The sequence below is a fragment of the Streptomyces iconiensis genome (assembly GCF_028657195.3).
Taxonomy (GTDB): Bacteria; Actinomycetota; Actinomycetes; order Streptomycetales; family Streptomycetaceae; genus Streptomyces; species Streptomyces iconiensis.
Genome location: NZ_JANCPR020000004.1, coordinates 145,779 through 162,621, shown reverse-complemented (window position 1 = coordinate 162,621; position 16,843 = coordinate 145,779). Strand labels below are relative to the sequence as shown.

Annotated in this window: 15 protein-coding genes; 8 read left to right on the top strand and 7 right to left on the bottom strand. The window is 72.8% G+C overall.

All coding sequences use genetic code 11. From position 1 onward, the window contains the following. Positions 1-24: 24 nt before the first annotated feature. Together NMN56_RS05225 and NMN56_RS05220 are read right to left on the bottom strand one after the other, a co-directional pair. Positions 25-1,446, bottom strand: coding sequence for a sensor histidine kinase (locus NMN56_RS05225; protein ID WP_274039189.1), 1,422 nt, complete (start codon positions 1,444-1,446; stop codon positions 25-27). A 58-nt stretch (positions 1,447-1,504) separates the two neighbouring features. Continuing rightward, positions 1,505-2,239: a TetR/AcrR family transcriptional regulator gene (locus NMN56_RS05220; RefSeq protein WP_274039188.1), complete on the bottom strand. Its 735-nt coding sequence runs from the start codon at positions 2,237-2,239 to the stop codon at positions 1,505-1,507. A 766-nt stretch (positions 2,240-3,005) separates the two neighbouring features. On the opposite strand from NMN56_RS05220, the gene NMN56_RS05215 reads away from it, so the two are divergent. Beyond that, positions 3,006-3,494, top strand: coding sequence for a nitroreductase family deazaflavin-dependent oxidoreductase (locus NMN56_RS05215; RefSeq protein WP_274039187.1), 489 nt, complete (start codon positions 3,006-3,008; stop codon positions 3,492-3,494). 181 nt (positions 3,495-3,675) lie between these two features. On the opposite strand, the gene NMN56_RS05210 is transcribed toward NMN56_RS05215, so the two are convergent. After that, complete coding sequence (locus tag NMN56_RS05210; protein WP_274039372.1) at positions 3,676-5,010, bottom strand: geranylgeranyl reductase family protein; 1,335 nt, start codon at positions 5,008-5,010, stop codon at positions 3,676-3,678. A gap of 237 nt (positions 5,011-5,247) precedes the next feature. Between NMN56_RS05210 and NMN56_RS05205 the strand changes: the two genes are divergently transcribed. After that, entirely contained in the window at positions 5,248-6,666 is a 1,419-nt protein-coding gene (locus NMN56_RS05205; RefSeq protein WP_274039186.1) for a dipeptidase, read from the top strand. 156 nt (positions 6,667-6,822) lie between these two features. Here the strand turns inward: NMN56_RS05205 and NMN56_RS05200 are convergent, their stop codons facing one another. Further along, complete coding sequence (locus NMN56_RS05200) at positions 6,823-7,857, bottom strand: NUDIX hydrolase (protein ID WP_274039185.1); 1,035 nt, start codon at positions 7,855-7,857, stop codon at positions 6,823-6,825. Positions 7,858-8,177: 320 nt separating this feature from the next. After that, the gene (locus NMN56_RS05195; protein ID WP_274039184.1) at positions 8,178-8,759 is read right to left on the bottom strand and encodes a TIGR03086 family metal-binding protein; all 582 of its coding nucleotides are present in this window, start codon (positions 8,757-8,759) and stop codon (positions 8,178-8,180) included. A 275-nt stretch (positions 8,760-9,034) separates the two neighbouring features. Between NMN56_RS05195 and NMN56_RS05190 the strand changes: the two genes are divergently transcribed. The 4 genes from NMN56_RS05190 to NMN56_RS05175 all read left to right on the top strand — a co-directional run bounded on the left by NMN56_RS05190 (position 9,035) and on the right by NMN56_RS05175 (position 12,499). Further along, complete coding sequence (locus tag NMN56_RS05190; RefSeq protein WP_274039183.1) at positions 9,035-9,964, top strand: DUF6597 domain-containing transcriptional factor; 930 nt, start codon at positions 9,035-9,037, stop codon at positions 9,962-9,964. A 134-nt stretch (positions 9,965-10,098) separates the two neighbouring features. Continuing rightward, positions 10,099-10,425: a DUF8129 domain-containing protein gene (locus tag NMN56_RS05185; RefSeq protein ID WP_274039182.1), complete on the top strand. Its 327-nt coding sequence runs from the start codon at positions 10,099-10,101 to the stop codon at positions 10,423-10,425. 322 nt (positions 10,426-10,747) lie between these two features. Beyond that, on the top strand, positions 10,748-10,942 hold the full coding sequence (locus NMN56_RS05180) for a hypothetical protein (RefSeq protein ID WP_274039181.1): 195 nt from the start codon (positions 10,748-10,750) through the stop codon (positions 10,940-10,942). A 24-nt stretch (positions 10,943-10,966) separates the two neighbouring features. Next, on the top strand, positions 10,967-12,499 hold the full coding sequence (locus tag NMN56_RS05175; RefSeq protein ID WP_274039180.1) for a P-loop NTPase family protein: 1,533 nt from the start codon (positions 10,967-10,969) through the stop codon (positions 12,497-12,499). A gap of 42 nt (positions 12,500-12,541) precedes the next feature. On the opposite strand, the gene yczR is transcribed toward NMN56_RS05175, so the two are convergent. Then, a complete protein-coding gene (gene yczR / locus NMN56_RS05170) occupies positions 12,542-14,092 on the bottom strand; it encodes a MocR-like transcription factor YczR (protein WP_274039179.1) in 1,551 nt (516 codons plus the stop codon). Positions 14,093-14,191: 99 nt separating this feature from the next. Between yczR and yczE the strand changes: the two genes are divergently transcribed. Then, positions 14,192-14,908, top strand: coding sequence for a membrane protein YczE (gene yczE, locus NMN56_RS05165; protein WP_274039178.1), 717 nt, complete (start codon positions 14,192-14,194; stop codon positions 14,906-14,908). After that, positions 14,905-15,705, top strand: a complete 801-nt coding sequence (locus tag NMN56_RS05160) for a glycerophosphodiester phosphodiesterase family protein (protein ID WP_274039177.1) — start codon at positions 14,905-14,907, stop codon at positions 15,703-15,705. Before yczE ends, NMN56_RS05160 begins: the two co-directional genes overlap by 4 nt. 61 nt (positions 15,706-15,766) lie before the next feature. Here NMN56_RS05160 and NMN56_RS05155 read toward each other — a convergent pair whose 3' ends face one another. Then, complete coding sequence (locus tag NMN56_RS05155; RefSeq protein WP_274039176.1) at positions 15,767-16,645, bottom strand: alpha/beta fold hydrolase; 879 nt, start codon at positions 16,643-16,645, stop codon at positions 15,767-15,769. Positions 16,646-16,843: the final 198 nt, after the last annotated feature.

Sequence of the window (16,843 nt, the reverse complement as noted above, 5' to 3'; positions counted from 1 at the left end):
CTGACGCGGCCACAACGGCGGCGGTCACTGTAGCGACGGCCCGGGGGTGGGTTTTGGACCGGCGCCGGAGTCGGAGCCCGGACCAGGATCCGAACCCGAGTTGAGGCCGGAACCCAGACATGAGCCGGACTCCGAACCGGAGTTGGGGACGGGTCCCGAGCCGGAGTTGAGGCCAGGGCCAGAGCCGGGGCCGGGAGCGGGATCGGAGCCGGGTCCGGGACCGGCGATGGGGCGTAGGGGGATGGTGGCGCGCACACGGAAGCCGCCGTCGCCGCGCGGGCCCGCCTCGACGCTGCCGCCGAACGCCGCGGCGCGCTCGCGCATCCCTACGAGCCCGTTGCCTCCGCCGCTGGGCCCGTCGCCGGTCGCGGGGCCCTCGTCGTCGACGTACAGCTCCAGACCGCCGGCGCCGTGCACCACCCGTACCCGCGCCGTGCGCGAGCCGGAGTGCCGTACGACGTTGGTGAGCGCTTCCTGGATGATGCGGAAGGCCGCGAGGTCGACGCCGGGAGGCAGCGGTGCCGCCTTGCCCTCGGTCGCCGCCGTCACCTGAAGCCCCGCAGCCGCGGCCTGTTCGGTCAGTTCGGGGAGGCGGTCGAGCCCCGGCGCGGGTGTGCGTGGCGCGTCGCCGGGTGCGCGCAGGGTGTCGAGCACCTGCCGTACCTCGCCCAGCGCCTCCTTGCTCGCCGCCTTGATGGTCGTGAGCGCGGTACGGGCCTGGTCGCGGTCGGAGTCGAGGAGCGCGAGACCGACGCCCGCCTGCACATTGATGACGGAGATGGAGTGCGCGAGCACGTCGTGCAGTTCGCGCGCGATCCGTAGCCGCTCCTCGTCGGCCCGGCGCTGCTCCGCCTCCTCGGCCTCGCGCAACCATCTGGCCCGCTCCGCCCTGCGTACCCGGGCGAGTTCGGCCGCACTGCACACGGCCACCATCCACGCGAGCATGACCAGGTCCTGGCCCCACTCGCTCGGCCCGTCCCCCTCGGGCGGCAACCACCGGTACAGCACGTGGACGAGCAGCAGATGCCCCGCCCACATGCCACCGAGCCCGCCCCAGGTCACGTGTCTGTGCCCGGCGGCGATGGCCGAGAACCCGGCGACCGCGACACTGACCAGCACAGGACCGTACGGATACCCGGCCACCAAGTACCCCAGCGCAATCACCGCGGTACCGAAGACGGCCGTACGCGGATAACGCTGCCGTACGAGCAGCAGCAGCGGCCCCGCCGTCAGCAGCGCCCGCGCGTAACCGTCGAGCGGAAGCCGGTCGCCCAGCTGACCATGCGAGGCAAACCCCGAACCCACGTGCTGGAAGACGAGGACGACCAGGGAGGACACCCACGGAAGCGCGCGCTGCGCGGGCGGACGCGCGAGCCAGCGCCTGCCGGGCGGCCCCCAGGGGGGACGGCCCGGGGGGCCGGGAGAGGGGTGCCGCGTACTTGTCACGCCGCCCACGCTAGCCCTGCCCGTCGGCCGCGGCGTCAGCCGAGCGCGGTGATCACGGCTACTCCCGGCGCAGTACACCCGACCCGGCACCCAGCCCCACCTGGTCGGCAAGACGGGTGGCCGCGTGCTCGAAGAAGGCGTCACGCGCACTGACGACGTTGCTGAACTGGCCGAACAGCTCGAAGCTCACCAGCCCGAACAACTGCGCCCAGGCAGCGATCAGTTCAGCGGCGACCGGCGCGGGCAACCGCACGCCGAGCCTCTCCATCAGCTGTGCGGCGTCCCGCTGCGCGGCCTCGGGCGCCGCCCAGCCCCGTGCGGGCTCCTGAAGTGCGCCGGTGGCGTACGCGTCGCGGGCCACGGCGATGAGCGCGAGGCCGACCCGCGACGCCGGAGCCGTCGTCGACGGGGGCGCCGCGTACCCCGGCACCGGCGAACCGTAGATCAACGCGTACTCGTGCGGATGCGCCAGCGCCCATGCCCGTACCGCACGGCACACGGCCTGCCAGCGCGCGAGGTGTGAGTCGGCGACGGACTCGGCAGCGGCGAGCGCCTCCTCGGCCGCGCCGCCGACCATGTCGTAGGCGTCGGTGATCAGAGCCGTGAGGAGGTCGTCGCGGCTGGGGAAGTAGCGGTAGAGCGCCGAGGAGACCATGCCCAACTCGCGGGCCACCGCGCGCAACGAGAGGCGCGCCGCACCCTCGGCCGCGAGCTGCCGCCGGGCCTCGGACTTGATCGCCGAGATGATCTCGCTGCGGGCGCGTTCCCTCGCCCCCTGGATCTTGCTGGTCATGGAGAGCAGTGTGCCAGCATTTCAGAGCACTGACCAACAACGAGAGCAGTGGCCTGGTTTGAGAGCGGTGATCTCAGAACAGTTCGCCGCTCTCCTGCAGCACACTGACCAGCGCGGAGAGCGGTGGCCGGCGAGGTGAGCAGTGGCCGGTGAGGAGAGCGGTGGCCGGCGAGATGAGCAGTGGCCGGCGAGGTGAGCGGTGCTCGGCCTCGTGAGCAGTGGGCGCCCTTGTGGGCAGTGGTCTCGCACCCGCGTGAGCAGCGGCCAACGAAGTGAGCAGTGCCCGATCAGGGGAGCAGCGCCCCGATCAGAGAGCACTGCTCTCATTTCGAGAGCAGTGCTCTTGCTATGCAGCGGCGCCAGTGCAACACTTCCTGAGAGCGAGCGAGAGCACTGCTCACAATCAAGAGCACCGCGCACCACTCGCACCACTGCACACGTTGCGGATCACTGCACTCGGCCCGCATCACCGCACACCGTCCGCACCACTGCACTCGGCCTGGGCCACTGCACACGTTCCGGACCACCGCACTTGGCCTGGATCACCGCACACGTTGCGGACCACCGCACTCGGCCCGCATCACCGCGCACGTTGCGGACCACCGCACACCTTCCGGACCACCGCACGCGACCCGGACCACCGCACACGGCGGCATGCCGCAGCGCATGCGCACCCACCGTTACCTAACCCCACCCCGCCCCGCTCCACCTCACCCACCTCACCCATCCACCCACCCACCCACCTATCCACCCATCGGAGGTCACCATGTCGGCCACTCCCGCACCGTCCACCCCGCCTACACCCCCGGCGCAGCACGTGATGCGGCCTGGCTGGTTCACCAACAACGTGCTCAACCGCACCGTTGCCTGGCTCTCCCGGCGTGGGATCAGCATGTCCGGCTCACGTGTGCTCGCGGTCAGGGGACGCAAGAGCGGCGAATGGCGGCGCACGCCCGTCAACCCGCTCCCGCACGGCGGCGCCGTCTACCTCGTCTCGGCGCGCGGCCACGTCCAGTGGACGCGGAACATGCGCGTGGCGGGCGGGGGCGAGCTGTTCCATGGCAAGCGCGGGCGCGGCTTCACCGCGGTCGAGGTGCCGGAGAAGGAGCGCCCGGAGATCCTGCGGGCCTATCTGAAGAAGTGGAAGTGGGAGGTCGGCACGTTCTTCAAGGGCGTGAGGCCGGACTCGACGGACGAGGAGTTCCTCGCCGCCGCGCCCCGGCACCCCGTGTTCCGCATCACCTATACCGACTGATGCGTCGCCCGCTCACACCGACCGACTTGCCGCGTCACCGGCGCGCGGACCGCCCGGCGCACGGGCAGGCCAACGCCCGGGGGCAGGCCACCCAACGCACGGGCGGGCAGGCCAACGCACAGGCAGGCACGCCGCCCAACGCACAGGCGGACCAGCCAACTCACAGGCGGATCAGCGGCGGCTACGAGGACGGGTCGGCAGAACCGGTGTCGCCGTCCCTGGACCCGGCGCGGCGCTCGGCTCCGGTCTTGGCGCCGTCCACGCCATCCGCGCCGTCCGCCCCCTCCGTACTCTCCGCGGCATCCCGTTCCGCGTCCCGTTCGGCCTCGCGCTTGTCGAGGGTGTCGAGTGCGCGCCGTGCGACCGGGTGGACGCGGACGACCTCGGAGAGGGAGGTCGCACCGCGCGTGAAGCGTGCGAACACGTTCCAGGCGGGGCGGAAGCCGGTGAGTGCGGCGTGGAAGAGGCCGGGGCGCCGCGAGAAGATCCGCAGCAGCCTGCGCCCGATGCCCATCTCGACGCCGAGTCCTGCCTTGACGGCGAAGGCGTAGTTGAGTGCCTGGCGCCGCGCGTCGACCGCGTCGTGCGACTCGGCGATCCGTACGGCCCACTCCCCCGCGAGGCGGCCCGAGCGCAGGGCGAAGGAGATGCCCTCCCGCGTCCAGGGTTCCAGCAGCCCGGCGGCGTCGCCGCAGACCAGCACGCGCCCGCGCGAGAGCGGGGAGTCGTCGGTGCGGCAGCGGGTCAGGTGACCTGAGGAGATACGGGGCTCGAAGCCCGCGAGGCCGAGCCGCGCGATGAAGTCGTCGAGGTAACGCTTGGTCGCCGCGCCCTCGCCCCGGGCCGAGATCACGCCGACGGTGAGGGTGTCGCCCTTGGGGAAGACCCAGCCGTAACTGCCTGGCAGGGGGCCCCAGTCGACGAGTACACGGCCCGCCCAGTCCTCGGCGACGCTCGGCGGAACCGGGATCTCCGCCTCCAGACCGAGGTCGACCTGGTCCATCTTCACCCCGACGTGCGCGCCTATGCGGCTCGCGCTGCCGTCGGCGCCGACAACGGCGCGGGCGAGCACGGGCTGTTCCTCACCCGCGAGGACGACGGCGACCGTACGGCGGTCGGGCACGGCGGGGCCGTGCTGCTCGACACGTGAGACGGTGACGCCCGTACGCACCTCGGCGCCCGCCTTGACGGCGTACTCGACGAGGCTGTTGTCGAACTCGGGGCGGTTGATCAGGCCGAACAGCATGTTGCGGGAGCGCCTGGTGCGGGTGAGCTTCCCGTTCAGCGAGAAGGTCACCGCGTGCACGCGGTCGCGCAGCGGCAACTCGAAGCCCGGTGGCAGGGAGTCCCGTGACGGACCGATGATGCCGCCGCCGCAGGTCTTGTAGCGGGGCAGCTCGGACTTCTCCAGAAGCAGCACTCTGCGCCCGGCGACCGCGGCGGCGTAGGCAGCCGAAGCGCCGCCAGGCCCCGCGCCGACCACGACGACGTCCCAGACCGGGTTCTGCTCCCCGATTTCTTCGGATCCTTCGACCTCCCCGGATCCTTCGACCTCGTCGGCTCCGTCGGCTCCGGTGTCCCCACCGGAGCCGACACCCCCGTTCCCGGCTGCGTTCTCGCTGCTCACGATGTACTTCTGCTCCCGATCGGCCTCGGCTCCGGAATGGTCCACCGCATCCTACGGGGCCGCCTATGTGCGATACACATGTCTCCGTACACGTGTGCCAACGTCGCGCCCACAAGGAGCGTTCCCATGCAGCAGCCTCCGTCCCACCCGACGGCCAAGACTGGTTCGTCCGCTACGCCCGGCCCGTCCGGTATTGCCACCACGGTGTCCTCGCTCATGCCGCGCGCCCGCGGCGAGCTGGCCGAACTGGTGGCGTTCCGCTCGGTCGCCGACCCCGCGCAGTTCCCGAAGAGCGAGTGCGAGGGCGCGGCGGCCTGGGTCGCGGACGCCCTGCGCGCCGAGGGATTCGAGGACGTGGCCGCGCTGGAGACGCCGGACGGCACCCAGTCCGTCTACGGGTACCTCCCGGGCCCCGAGGGCGCGCCGACCGTGCTGCTCTACGCGCACTACGACGTGCAGCCGCCGCTGAACGAGGACGCCTGGCACACCCCGCCGTTCGAGCTGACGGAGGGGCCGGACGGCCGCTGGTACGGGCGCGGCGCTGCCGACTGCAAGGGCGGCTTTGTGATGCACCTGCTCGCGCTGCGCGCCGTGAAGGCGAACGGCGGGCTCCCGGTCTCGGTCAAGGTGATCGTCGAGGGCTCCGAGGAGCAGGGCACCGGCGGCCTGGAACGGTACGCGGAGGCGCACCCGGAGCTGCTCGCTGCCGACACCATCGTGATCGGCGACACCGGCAACTTCCAGTGCGGCCTGCCTACGGTGACCGCGTCGCTGCGCGGCATGGCGTTGCTGCGGGTGCGGGTCGACACCCTCGAAGGGAACCTGCACTCGGGGCAGTTCGGCGGTGCGGCTCCCGACGCGCTGGCCGCGCTGGTGCGCGTGCTCGACTCGCTGCGGGACGCGGAGGGCAACACCGTCATCGAGGGGCTGGAGCCGGACGCGCACTGGGAGGGGCTGCAGTACCCGGAGGATGACTTCCGGCGCGACGCGAAGGTCTTGGACGGCGTGGACCTGATCGGCGGCGGCACCGTCGCCGACCGCCTGTGGGCGCGCGCCGCCGTCACGGTGCTCGGCATCGACTCCCCGCCCGTCGTCGGCGCGACCGCCTCGGTACAGGCATCGGCCCGTGCGGCGGTCTCCCTGCGCGTACCCCCGGGCACGGACACGGCCAGGGCGACAGAGCTGCTGATCGCGCACCTGGAGGCGCACGTTCCGTGGAACGCGCGGGTGGCCGTCGAAGTCGTCGGCCAGGGCCAGCCGTTCAGGGCCGACACCACCAGCCCGGCGTACACGGCGATGGGCGCTGCCCTGCGCGAGGCGTACGACGGACAGGAGATGCAGACGGTCGGCCTGGGCGGTTCGATCCCCCTGTGCAACACCCTCGCCTCGCTCTACCCTCAGGCCGAGATGCTGCTCATCGGCCTGAGCGAGCCCGAGGCGCAGATCCACGCCGTCAACGAGAGCGTGGATCCGCGCGAGTTGGAGCGCATGGCGGTCGCCGAAGCGCTGTTCCTCCGGACGTACGCGCAGAAGGCGGACGCCTGAGTCAGCCGGCGCTGGATGCCTGAGTCAGCCGATGCCGGCGAAAGCCGGAACCGGAGGCGGACACGGGAGCGAACGCGGATACGCCCGGGCCTGCGGAACGCGCATGGCCCGGGCGACCGGACCGGGGCCCCGGCTCGGGACCGGCTCGGGACCGGCTTACGAACCGTTGCGCGTGCCCACCGGAACGCCGCCCTCCATATAGAGCGGATGCCCCACCCTGCGTGCGCGCAGGGCACATCGGAGCCGGTCAAGACGCGGGGGCGGAAGGAGTTCGGCCGCTTCCTCCTCGGTGACGAACTGCCAGCCACGCAGTTCGGCGCCGGGCAGCAGCAGCATGGAGACGTCCTCGTTCCCCAGCCGCCCCCCGTCGAAGAGCAGCCGCAGCCCGCCGAAGGCCGGCGGGCGCGGAGGCTCCCAGTCCACGACGAGCAGCGGGGGTTCGGCGTGCAGCCGCAGCCCCAGTTCCTCGGCGACCTCGCGCGCCCCCGCGAGAGCGGGCGCCTCGCCCGGCTCCACGACACCGCCGGGGAACTCCCAGCCGGGTTTGTAGGTGGGATCGACCAGCAGCACTCTGTCGTGCTCGTCGAAGAGCAGCACCCCGGCGGCGACGGTCTCGGCCGTCGGCTCCGGTGTCTGCACGATGTCCATGGCCCCCTCACCCGCGCTGATCGCTTCGGCGACCTGTTCGGCCGTCTGGCGCGGGGTGAGATGTGAGGTGTCGACGGTGTGCGCCTCTGCGGTGATCCAGGGCAACGCCGCCTGGTAGGACCGCAGCTGCCCCGGGCCCCAGGCGCGGCTGGAGCCACCCTCCGCCGTGGCCCGCGCGTCCATCCGGTGCCGTAGTACGGGTTCGTCGGCGTGCAGCAGCAGGTGGCGTACGGGAACGCGGCGGGCCGCGAGCGCGCCGAAGATCTCGTCGCGGTACTCGCGGCGCAGCAGTGTCATGGGAGTGATCAGCGGTCCTGGGACCTCCGTCAGCAGTGCGGCGGCCGTGTCCACCACGAGCCGCCGCCAGGAGCGCAGTTCCTGGAAGTCGTCGATCCGCGCCAGGCGTTCCTTCGGCAGCATCCAGCGCAGTCCCGCGCCGATGATCTCGGGATCGTAGAGCGTGCTGCCCGGAAGCAGGTCCAGGAGTTCGTACGCCGCAGTGGTCTTGCCTGCGCCGAAGGCGCCGTTCAGCCAGACGATCACGGTCGTGCCCCCCTCATCCGTCGTCCCCGTTCAGTTGCCCGCATCACCCCGCCCCGGAAACGCGCCGGGGCGGCTCTGAGAGCGCAGGACGAGGCACGGCGCCCGCGCCCCGGCGCGCACGGTGGGCGCGTAAGACCCCCTGATGGGAGGGGCGGGAGGGCGGGGAGAGCCGCGAAGGGACGGCACGGGGACCAGCGCGGGAACGGGCGGCACCGGCCTGGGACCCGGCGGGATCACCGCCGGAGCCGACCGGACATCAGCGCCGGAGCCAGCCGGACAGAAGCGCGGGACCGACGGGATCAGCGCCGGAACCGGCGGGATCAGCGCGGGAGCCAGCCGGGGTCACGGCCCGTACCAGCCAGCAGCCGCTCCAGGGACGTGGCATCGGCGGGGACGGGGACCTCCTCGCCGAACTGGCCCATCTTGCGTGCGAGCGGCGCCAGTTCCGCGAAGGCGGGCACAAGTTCGGCCAGTACGGCCTCATCGGGCGCGTAGTCCTGACCTGTGGCACGGGAGAGGTCCCAGCCGTGAATGGCCAGGTCGCCCATCACCATGTGCGCGACGGTGCGCTGGGGCATCCCCATGCCCTGCGAGACGCCCTCCAGCGCGTCAGGGGCCGACCACGCCTCGACGAGCCTGCCGGTCTCGTCACCGAAGCGGACGCGCCAGTCACCCTCCACGTAGTCAGGGGTGGCACTGAAGTCGGCCGTGCCTTTGGCCGCCAGTTTCTGGAACTCGACGGCTACATGGAAGAGATGGTTCAGCAGGCCGCGCACGTCGTACTCGGCACAGGGCGTCGGACGCGCCAGATCGGCATCGGTGACACCCCGTACGACCTGCCCTGTGGCGCGGGCTGCCCTGTCGAGCAGTGGAGCGATGTCCTTCGTGCGTGGGTTCTCCATGCTCCGAGGCTATGCCGGGGGTGGGCGCCAGGGCTTGAAAAAACACGACAGCCCGGCGGCCCCGTCGTGTTGGGGTCGCCCAGGGCCCCGGCACCTCCCCGCGCGCCGCAAGCGTCGTGCACCCCATGGGCGCCATGGACGCCATGCACGCCATGCACGGCATGGGCCCCTGAGCACCGGTGCCGCTCGCGTCCCCACCGCAGCGGCGCCCCGACCGGCCCGGCCGCGCGACGGCTCCCTCGGCGGTCGGGGCCGCACGCCATAGAATCGCCGTCATGGCAGGTCAGAGTGGTACGGAAGCGGCCGGCCGTGACCCGGACGAGGGCCGCCCCGGTGCGGAAACGCGCGGCGGCACTCCCGGCCCGGGAGCGGACGGGCCGCGGGACGACACGCGGGGCATCGTGGCGGCGCCCGCGCTGCTGGCGCGCGTCCGGTTCCGGCGCAGGCTCGCGGCCGGTGAGCTGCGCCGCTGGATCGAGCACTACTGGCTGATCGAATGGGACCTGCCCGAGCCGTACCTCTCCCATGTGGTGCCGCACCCCTGCGTGAACGTCGTCTTCGAACGGCGAGGGCCCGAGGGCGTGGCGCCCGCGAACGGGCTGGTCTCGGGGGTGGGCACCAGCCTGTACTCCACGAAGCTGGAGGGAACGGGACGCGTGTGCGGCACACAGTTCCGGCCCGGTGGCTTCCGCCCCTTCCTCACCCCGCCGCGCCCCCTCACCGCGCTGACCGGTGAACTGCTCCCGCTGGAGCGGACGTTCCCCGGCACGGGGCAAGCCGCGGCGCGGGTGCTGTCCGCGCGGGACGAGGACGCACGTGTGGCCGCGCTCGACGCGTTCTTCCTCTCCCTCGCACCCCGCGAGGACCCCGCGGCCGAACGGGCCATGGCGCTCGCGCACCGTATCCGCACGGACCGCGGCGTGCTGCGCGTCGAGCGCCTGGCGGCGCAGGAGGGCATTTCGGTGCGCTCGCTCCAGCGGCTCTTCGCGACCTACGTAGGCGTCAGCCCGAAGTGGGTCATCCTGCGCTACCGCGTGCACGAGGCCATGGAGCGTGCCACCGCGCACCCCGGGACGGACTGGGCCCGGCTCGCGGCCGAACTGGGCTACAGCGACCAGGCACACCTCGTGCGCGACTTCACCGCAGCCGTCGGCGTCCCGCCCTCGGTCTTCGCGCGGGCCGTGGAGGGCGCCGGAGCCGGCTGACCCTGCCATGTGTACGCGGGAGCGCCCACGGCAACCCGTACCCGTGCTGCGGCGCGCTCCGAGGCGCCGCACCCTGGAGAGGAAGAGCGAAGGACCGGAGACCGGAGTCCGGAAATCCGAGGAGGCCGGAACCCATGTCAGCACAGCAGCCCAACCCCCTGCCGCTTCCCGACTACGACGAGTTGCCAGCGGGGAGCGTGGAGCACCGGATCAGGCCCCTGGAGAGCGCCGACGTAGAACGCCTGCTGGAGTACGAACAGGCGCACGCGCACCGGCCCCAGGTCATCTCGGTCCTCACGGCCAGGCTGGACCAGCTCGCCTCAGGGGCTGAACCCTCCCCGGGCGATCCCGGCTCCCCCGGCCCGGACATCCCCTCGTCCACACCGGGCTCCTCGCCCGTGTCACCCGCCAGCTCGGCCGAGCCCACGGAACCGCTCCGCCACGGCAAACACGAATGGTGACCCCGCGCCCCTGATCCCAGCCCCAGTCCCCAGACCCCAGATCCCAGTCCCCGGATCACTGACCTCTGAGCCCTGACCCGGATCACTGCTTCCTGATCCCGGGCCCGTAAGCCCTCGCCCCTCATCCCGGCAGCCCGCGCCCCGCGCCCCGCGCCCCCTCAGCTCCCCGCACCGCGAGGAATTGAGGGGGCGCTCGTGCCGATCGGCTCGCCGACACGGGGCCCGATGGGGAAATCCACCCATTTGCCAGTTTCATACCATCCGCACCATCTGTGAAGCTGGTGAAACTCATGGTGACCGTCCCCTACATCAGGAGTAACTGGTGATTCTCTCGATCTCGGGCGTTGTGCTGCTGGGCGTGGTGGTCTTTCTCTTCTTCCGCAAGGACGGACTCAAGGTGTCGCACGCCCTCGTGTGCGCGCTCTTCGGCTTCTACCTGGCCGGGACCGCCATCGCGCCCGGGATCAGGGCGGGCGGCGAGAGCCTCGCCAGTCTGCTCGGCGGGATCAAGCTGTAACGGACCGATGAGGAGGAGCCGGGCGTGAGCCGGTGGGCACTGTCGTGGCGGGGCGGCCTGGACGCCGTACGCACGGGAGCCGACGGTGTCCTCGACATACTGCACCCGCTGATCGTGCTGGGCCGGGGCTCGCGCCTGCTGGCCGCGAGGGGAAGCGCCTGGTGGCGCCGGACTCCCCGGGAACGGCGTGTCCCCGCCCTGTTCCTGCTGGCCGCCTCGGGTGTCGTGGTGTGGCTGCTGCCGTACGGTCCCGTACTCGCCGGGACGGCACTGCTGGGAGCCGCGGGCTGGTACGGGCGGCAGGACGCGAGGGACGGCAGCGAGGAGGACCCGGAGCCCGGGGACGAGGAGTGGGAGAGACTCCAGGCGCTCTACGAGGCGCTGGTGCCGTACTTCGTGATGCCGGAGGACCCGAGCCCCGAGCCGATCTTCGCGCATGACGGCGAATGGGAGCGCGCGTTCGAGGACTTCGCGTTCCGCGCGGGACGGCTCAGCAGTCTGCTGATGCGCTACCCCGCCTACTTCCGCGACGGTGAGGCCGGGGAGAGGATGCGGATCGAGCAGTTGCTGGCCGCGAAGTCGGGCCGTGGCCGCGAGTACAGGTTCTGGTGGGACGAGGAGCGCAACCTGCTGGAGATGCGGGTGCTCGACCCGCTGCCGACCGGTATCCACGCGCAGCCGTTCGTGACAGCGCCGGGCGAGACGGTGCTCGGGTTCACCGACGGCGACGCGGTGCACCGCACGATGCCCGTCGCGGTCGCCGGAGAGGAGGGACCGCAGGACGTGCCGCCGGTGGTGTGGCGTACGGGGGCGCGGTCGACCGAGCCGCATCTGCTGGTGATGGGCATCCCCGGCGCCGGCACCAGCACGCTGCTGCGTTCCGTCGCGCTCCAGGCCGTGCGCAGGGGCGAGGTGCTGGTGGTGGACGGCGACGGGGGCGGCGAATTCGCGTGTCTGGCGGCCAGGTTCGGGGTCCTGGGGATCGAGTCGTCGCTCCCGGGCGCGCTGGCCTCGCTGGAGTGGGTGGTACGGGAGACGGAGCGGCGGCTGCTGACGGCGAGCCAGGCCAGACAGCACGGGGAACACGCGCCCGACGACGTACGGCGTCCGCTGTGGCTGCTGGTGGACCGGCCGGCGGTGCTGAGCCACCTGGCGCGGGCCGAGGGGCAGACCGATCCGCAGGAACTGCTGCGGGTGCCGCTGCGGCACGGGCGTGCCGCCGGGGTGCATGTGGTGGTGGCCGAACAGTTCGAGGGCGCCGAGGACCTGGGCGAGGCCGTGCTCACCCACACCCGCGCCCGGGTGGTGCTGGGCTCCGCCTCACCGGAACAGGTGCAGGCCGTGCTGGGCGGGGCGCCGCAGACGGGCCCGGCGCCTGACGCGCCGCCCGGCAGGGGGTTCGCGCGGCTGGGCGCCGGGCCCGTACTGCGGCTCCAGGTGCCCGCGACGCCTGACCCGTACGACGAGTCGGCCGGCGAGGCCGAGCGCGCGGCCGTCGCCGCGCTGCTGCCGGTACGCACGGCGCCGTCGGGGCACGCGGGGGCCCCGGCGCACTAGGACCTTCAGGCCGAGGCCGGACCGGGCCGCCGCCTACGGACGTCAGGCCACCGAGGAGCGGGGCACGTCGGACGCGGTGTGGGCGCCGGAGCGTACGAGGTCGGCGGCTGCGGCCAGCCGGGAGGCGGCCTCGCGGGCGAGCGGCTCGGCGATCGTGAACGGCAGCCTGACGTAGCCCTCGAAGGCACCGTCGACACCGAACCGGGGGCCTGAGGGCACGCGCACGCCGAGCCGTTCGCCCGCCTCCGCGATCCGCGAACCCGACAGCCCTCCCGTACGGGTCCACAGCGTGAGGCCGCCGTGCGGTACGGCGAACTCCCAGTCGGGCAGGTGGCGGCGGAGCGCCGAGGTGAGCGCGTCACGGTTGTCGCGGGCGCGTGCCCTGCGCAGGGTGACGGCGCGCTCCCAGCCGTCACCCGTCATCAGCTCGGTGACGGCGAGCTGTTCGAGGACGGGGCTGCCGAGGTCGGCGTAGGCGCGTGCCGCAGTCAGCGAGCGGATGACATCGGGCGCCGCGCGGATCCAGCCGATGCGCAGGCCCGCCCAGATGGACTTGCTGACGGAGCCGACGGTGATGACGGTCGACCCGCCGGGGTCGAACGAGGAGACCGGAGGCGGCAGTTCGCTCTCGTCGGGCGTCGGGCCCGTGGCTCCGGGCGGGCCCAGGGGGAGGTCGGCCATCGTCTCGTCCGCGATCAGGACGGTGCCGGAAGCGCGGGCAGCCGCGACCAGTTCGCGGCGCTGCTCGGCCCCGGCCAGCGCTCCCGTGGGGTTGTGGAAGTCGGCGACGACGTAGGCGAGCCGGGGCACGGCCTCGCGCAGGGTGCGGTGCCATGCGGGCAGGTCCCAGCCGGAGATGCCGTCGGCCATGGGTACGGGCACGAGCCGCGCCCCGGCCTCCCGCAGGAGCTGGAGGACGTTGGCGTACGAGGGGTGTTCGACGGCGATGCGCTCGCCGTGCGGGGTGAGCAGCCGGGCGAGCGCGGCGACACCGCCCATGGCGCCGGTGGTGACCATGATCTGCTGCGGCATGGTCGGGACGCCGCGTGCGGTGTAGCGGTCAGCGAGCGCCTGGCGGAGGACCGGGAGCCCGGCGGGGAAGTCGCCGTGGGTGTGCGCGTACGGCGGGAGCTGTTCGAGCGCTCCCTGGAATGCCTGGGACAGATGCGGCTCGGGAGCGGGCAGCGCGGCGCAGCCCAGGTCGATGACGGTGCCCTCGGAGTCGGGCGGCAGCGGGTCGAGGCCGCGGGTGGGCAGCGGATTGCCCGCAGGCACGGCGGTCCAACTGCCCGCGCCGCGGCGGGATTCGAGGAAGCCGTCGGCACGCAGGGCCTCGAAGGCGGCGGCGACCGTGGTGCGGCTGACGGAGAGCGCCGTGGCCAGCTCACGCTCGGCCGGCAGCCGGGTGGCCACGGGGATGCGACCCTCCAGTACCAGGAGGCGGAGCCCGTCGGCGAGCGAGCGGTAGGCGGGGACGCGCCTCGCCTGGGGCCGCGCCGCCGCGCGGGAGGCGCGCGCACCGTGGGCCGTGTGCTGGGAGTCCAGGAGCCGCGCGAGTTGCGGGGCCCCTACCGCCGAGTTCCAGTGCGCCATCTGATCCAGTCCACCCTTCCTGAATTGGCCGTAGAAGTGGCCTGCTTCTCTGCCACAGAGTGCCACGTGACGTCGATTGACACGAGAAGAGGGAGTTCTTTGTCCGCCTTGAGGGGATCTGGTAGGCGTCTCACCCGCCGCGTGACGCAGCTCTATGTCGGGCTGCTGCTGTACGGCGCCAGTGCGGGGGTGATGGTGCGGGCGACCCTGGGTCTTGACCCCTGGGACGTCTTCCACCAGGGCCTCTCGAAGCACATCGGCCTGTCGATCGGCACGGTGTCGATCCTGGTGGGCGCCCTCGTACTGCTCGCGTGGTGGCCGATGCGGCAGCGGCCCGGACTGGGAACGGTCTCGAACGTCGTCCTGGTCGGCCTGTCGATGGACGCCACCCTGTGGCTGCTGCCCGAGCCGCGCGCCCTGGCCGTACGGATCCCGCTGCTGGTCGGCGCCGTCGTGCTGAACGGGCTGGCGACCGGGCTCTACATCGCCGCACGCTTCGGACCCGGGCCCCGCGACGGCCTGATGACGGGGCTGCACCGGGTGACGGGGCGCTCCCTGCGCCTGGTGCGTACGGGCATCGAACTGGCCGTGCTGGCAAGCGGGATGCTGCTGGGCGGCTCGGCGGGCGTGGGCACCGTGCTGTACGCGCTGGCGATCGGGCCACTCGCGCAGTTCTTCCTGCGGCTGTGCGCGATCCCGCGCGCCCGGGGCGAGGAAGCGCCGTCCCCCGTGGTGACAGAGCCGTCCCCCGTGGTGGCAGAGGGGACGGGGTCCGCGAGACCGCCGAGGAACTGGCGCGCGATACTGCGGCGGTGACGAACGCACGAAACGCCGCGTGGCCCTCTCCCCGCCCCTCCCATCCGTTCCTCGCGCACCATGGCCCGCTGGCCTTCGCGCACCGGGGCGGCGCTGCCGGGGGCACCGAGAACACCCACGCGGCGTTCGCGCGCGCCGCGGGGCTCGGCTACCGCTACATGGAGACCGACGTGCACGCCACGGCCGACGGCCGCCTCGTCGCGTTCCACGACGCGACGCTGGACCGGGTCACCGACGGGAGCGGCGCCCTCGCCGGGCTGCCGTGGTCGGAGATCAGCAGGGCCCGGGTCGGTGGGCGCGAACCTGTGCCGCTGTTCGAGGAGTTGCTGCGCGCCTTCCCCCGCGTCCGCTGGAACGTGGACATCAAGGCCGAGGCGGCGCTCGCGCCGCTGCTGGACCTGCTGGCGACCGAGGACGCCTGGGAGCGGGTGTGCGTGGGCTCCTTCGACGAGCGCCGGGTGACCAGGGCCCGCACACTCGCCGGGCCCCGGCTGCTCACCTCTCTGGGCACCAGCGGGGTCGTCGCGCTGCGCATGCGCTCCTACCGCATGCCCTGGCGGCTGCGGCAGGGCGCCGGCTGCGCGCAGGTGCCCGAACGCCAGGGCTGGATACGGGTGGTCGACCGCGCCTTCGTACGGGCCGCGCACGCGCGGGGACTTCCCGTGCACGTGTGGACGGTCAACGAGCGGCACCGCGCCGAGGCGCTGCTGGACCTCGGCGTCGACGGCATCATGACGGACGACCTGGAGATGCTCCGCGAGGTGCTCGAAGCGCGCGGTGCGTGGCCGGAGGGCTGAGCGCCTGACACGGCTCACGCGGCGTCCTCGTCCCTGCACCGGTATCCCCGTCGCGGGCACGTCAGTTGAGCGTGCGGTCCAGGTAGGAGCCGATGGCCTCGGCGAAGCCTTCGGGGTCGTCGGCGTAGAGCCAGTGACCGCATCCGGGCAGCTCCTCCAGCTCCGTACCCGGGCGCTCGGCGGCCATCCTGCGGGCCGTTTCCGCAGTGAGGATGAAGCTGTGCTCGGCGCGCAGCAGCAGCGCGGGCTGCCGCGAGGCACGCCAGTGCGCCGACAGATCGCCCTCGAAGGCACGCTGCGAACGCAGCATGGCGTCCGTGTCGAAGCGGAACCCCCACCCCCGGCCGTCCTCGCACTCGTGGGCGCTCTCCAGGAAGTAGCCCGCGTCCGGTATGCCCAGCGCCTCGACCGCTGAGCGCAGCGCCGCGAGGCCGGGAGCGCGGCGGGGCCAGCCGGAACAGTCCAGAACGGGTACGGTCTCCGGCTCCTGGTTGAGCACCGTCATGTCGGCGACGAGCAGCGCGTCCACCCGCTCGGGAGCCCGCGCCGCCAGAACGAAGGCGACGGCGCCGCCCATGGAGTGCCCGAGCACGGCGGCGTGCGGGATGCCGAGCGCGTCCAGCAGCGCGGCGGCCTCGTCCGCGTACGCCTCGGGCGAGAGGTCTTCCGCGGGGTCGGAGAGCCCGTGCGCGCGCTGGTCGGGGGCGATCACGCGGTAGCGGCCTGCGAGGGCGCGGCAGAGCGGCTCGAAGATCCGGCCCCGCCCGAAGTGCCCGTGCAAAGCGAGCAGTACGGGCCCGCTCCCGCCCGAGTCCAGACAGGCGACGCGGCGTCCGGCGACGGTCACGATCCGGTACGGCAGGACGGTTCCGGCCTCGACTCCGGTCGCTGCCTCGGTGCGGGACCCGGCCCCGGAGGGCCGGTCGGAGGGGGCTGGCATGGTGAACGGGCTCCTTGGGTGCGGGACTTGAGGGGGCGGGGCGACGGCGGACAGCCGGCGCGCACCCGGCATGGCTCCGCGCGGGCAAGCGGCTTTCCCGCGCGGGGCACGGGCGTGAACGGGGACTGTAGTCTCCCCGGAACGCTTTTCGAAGATCGTTCGACGGGCGTCAGAGGCACGTACGTACGGGGATCGGGC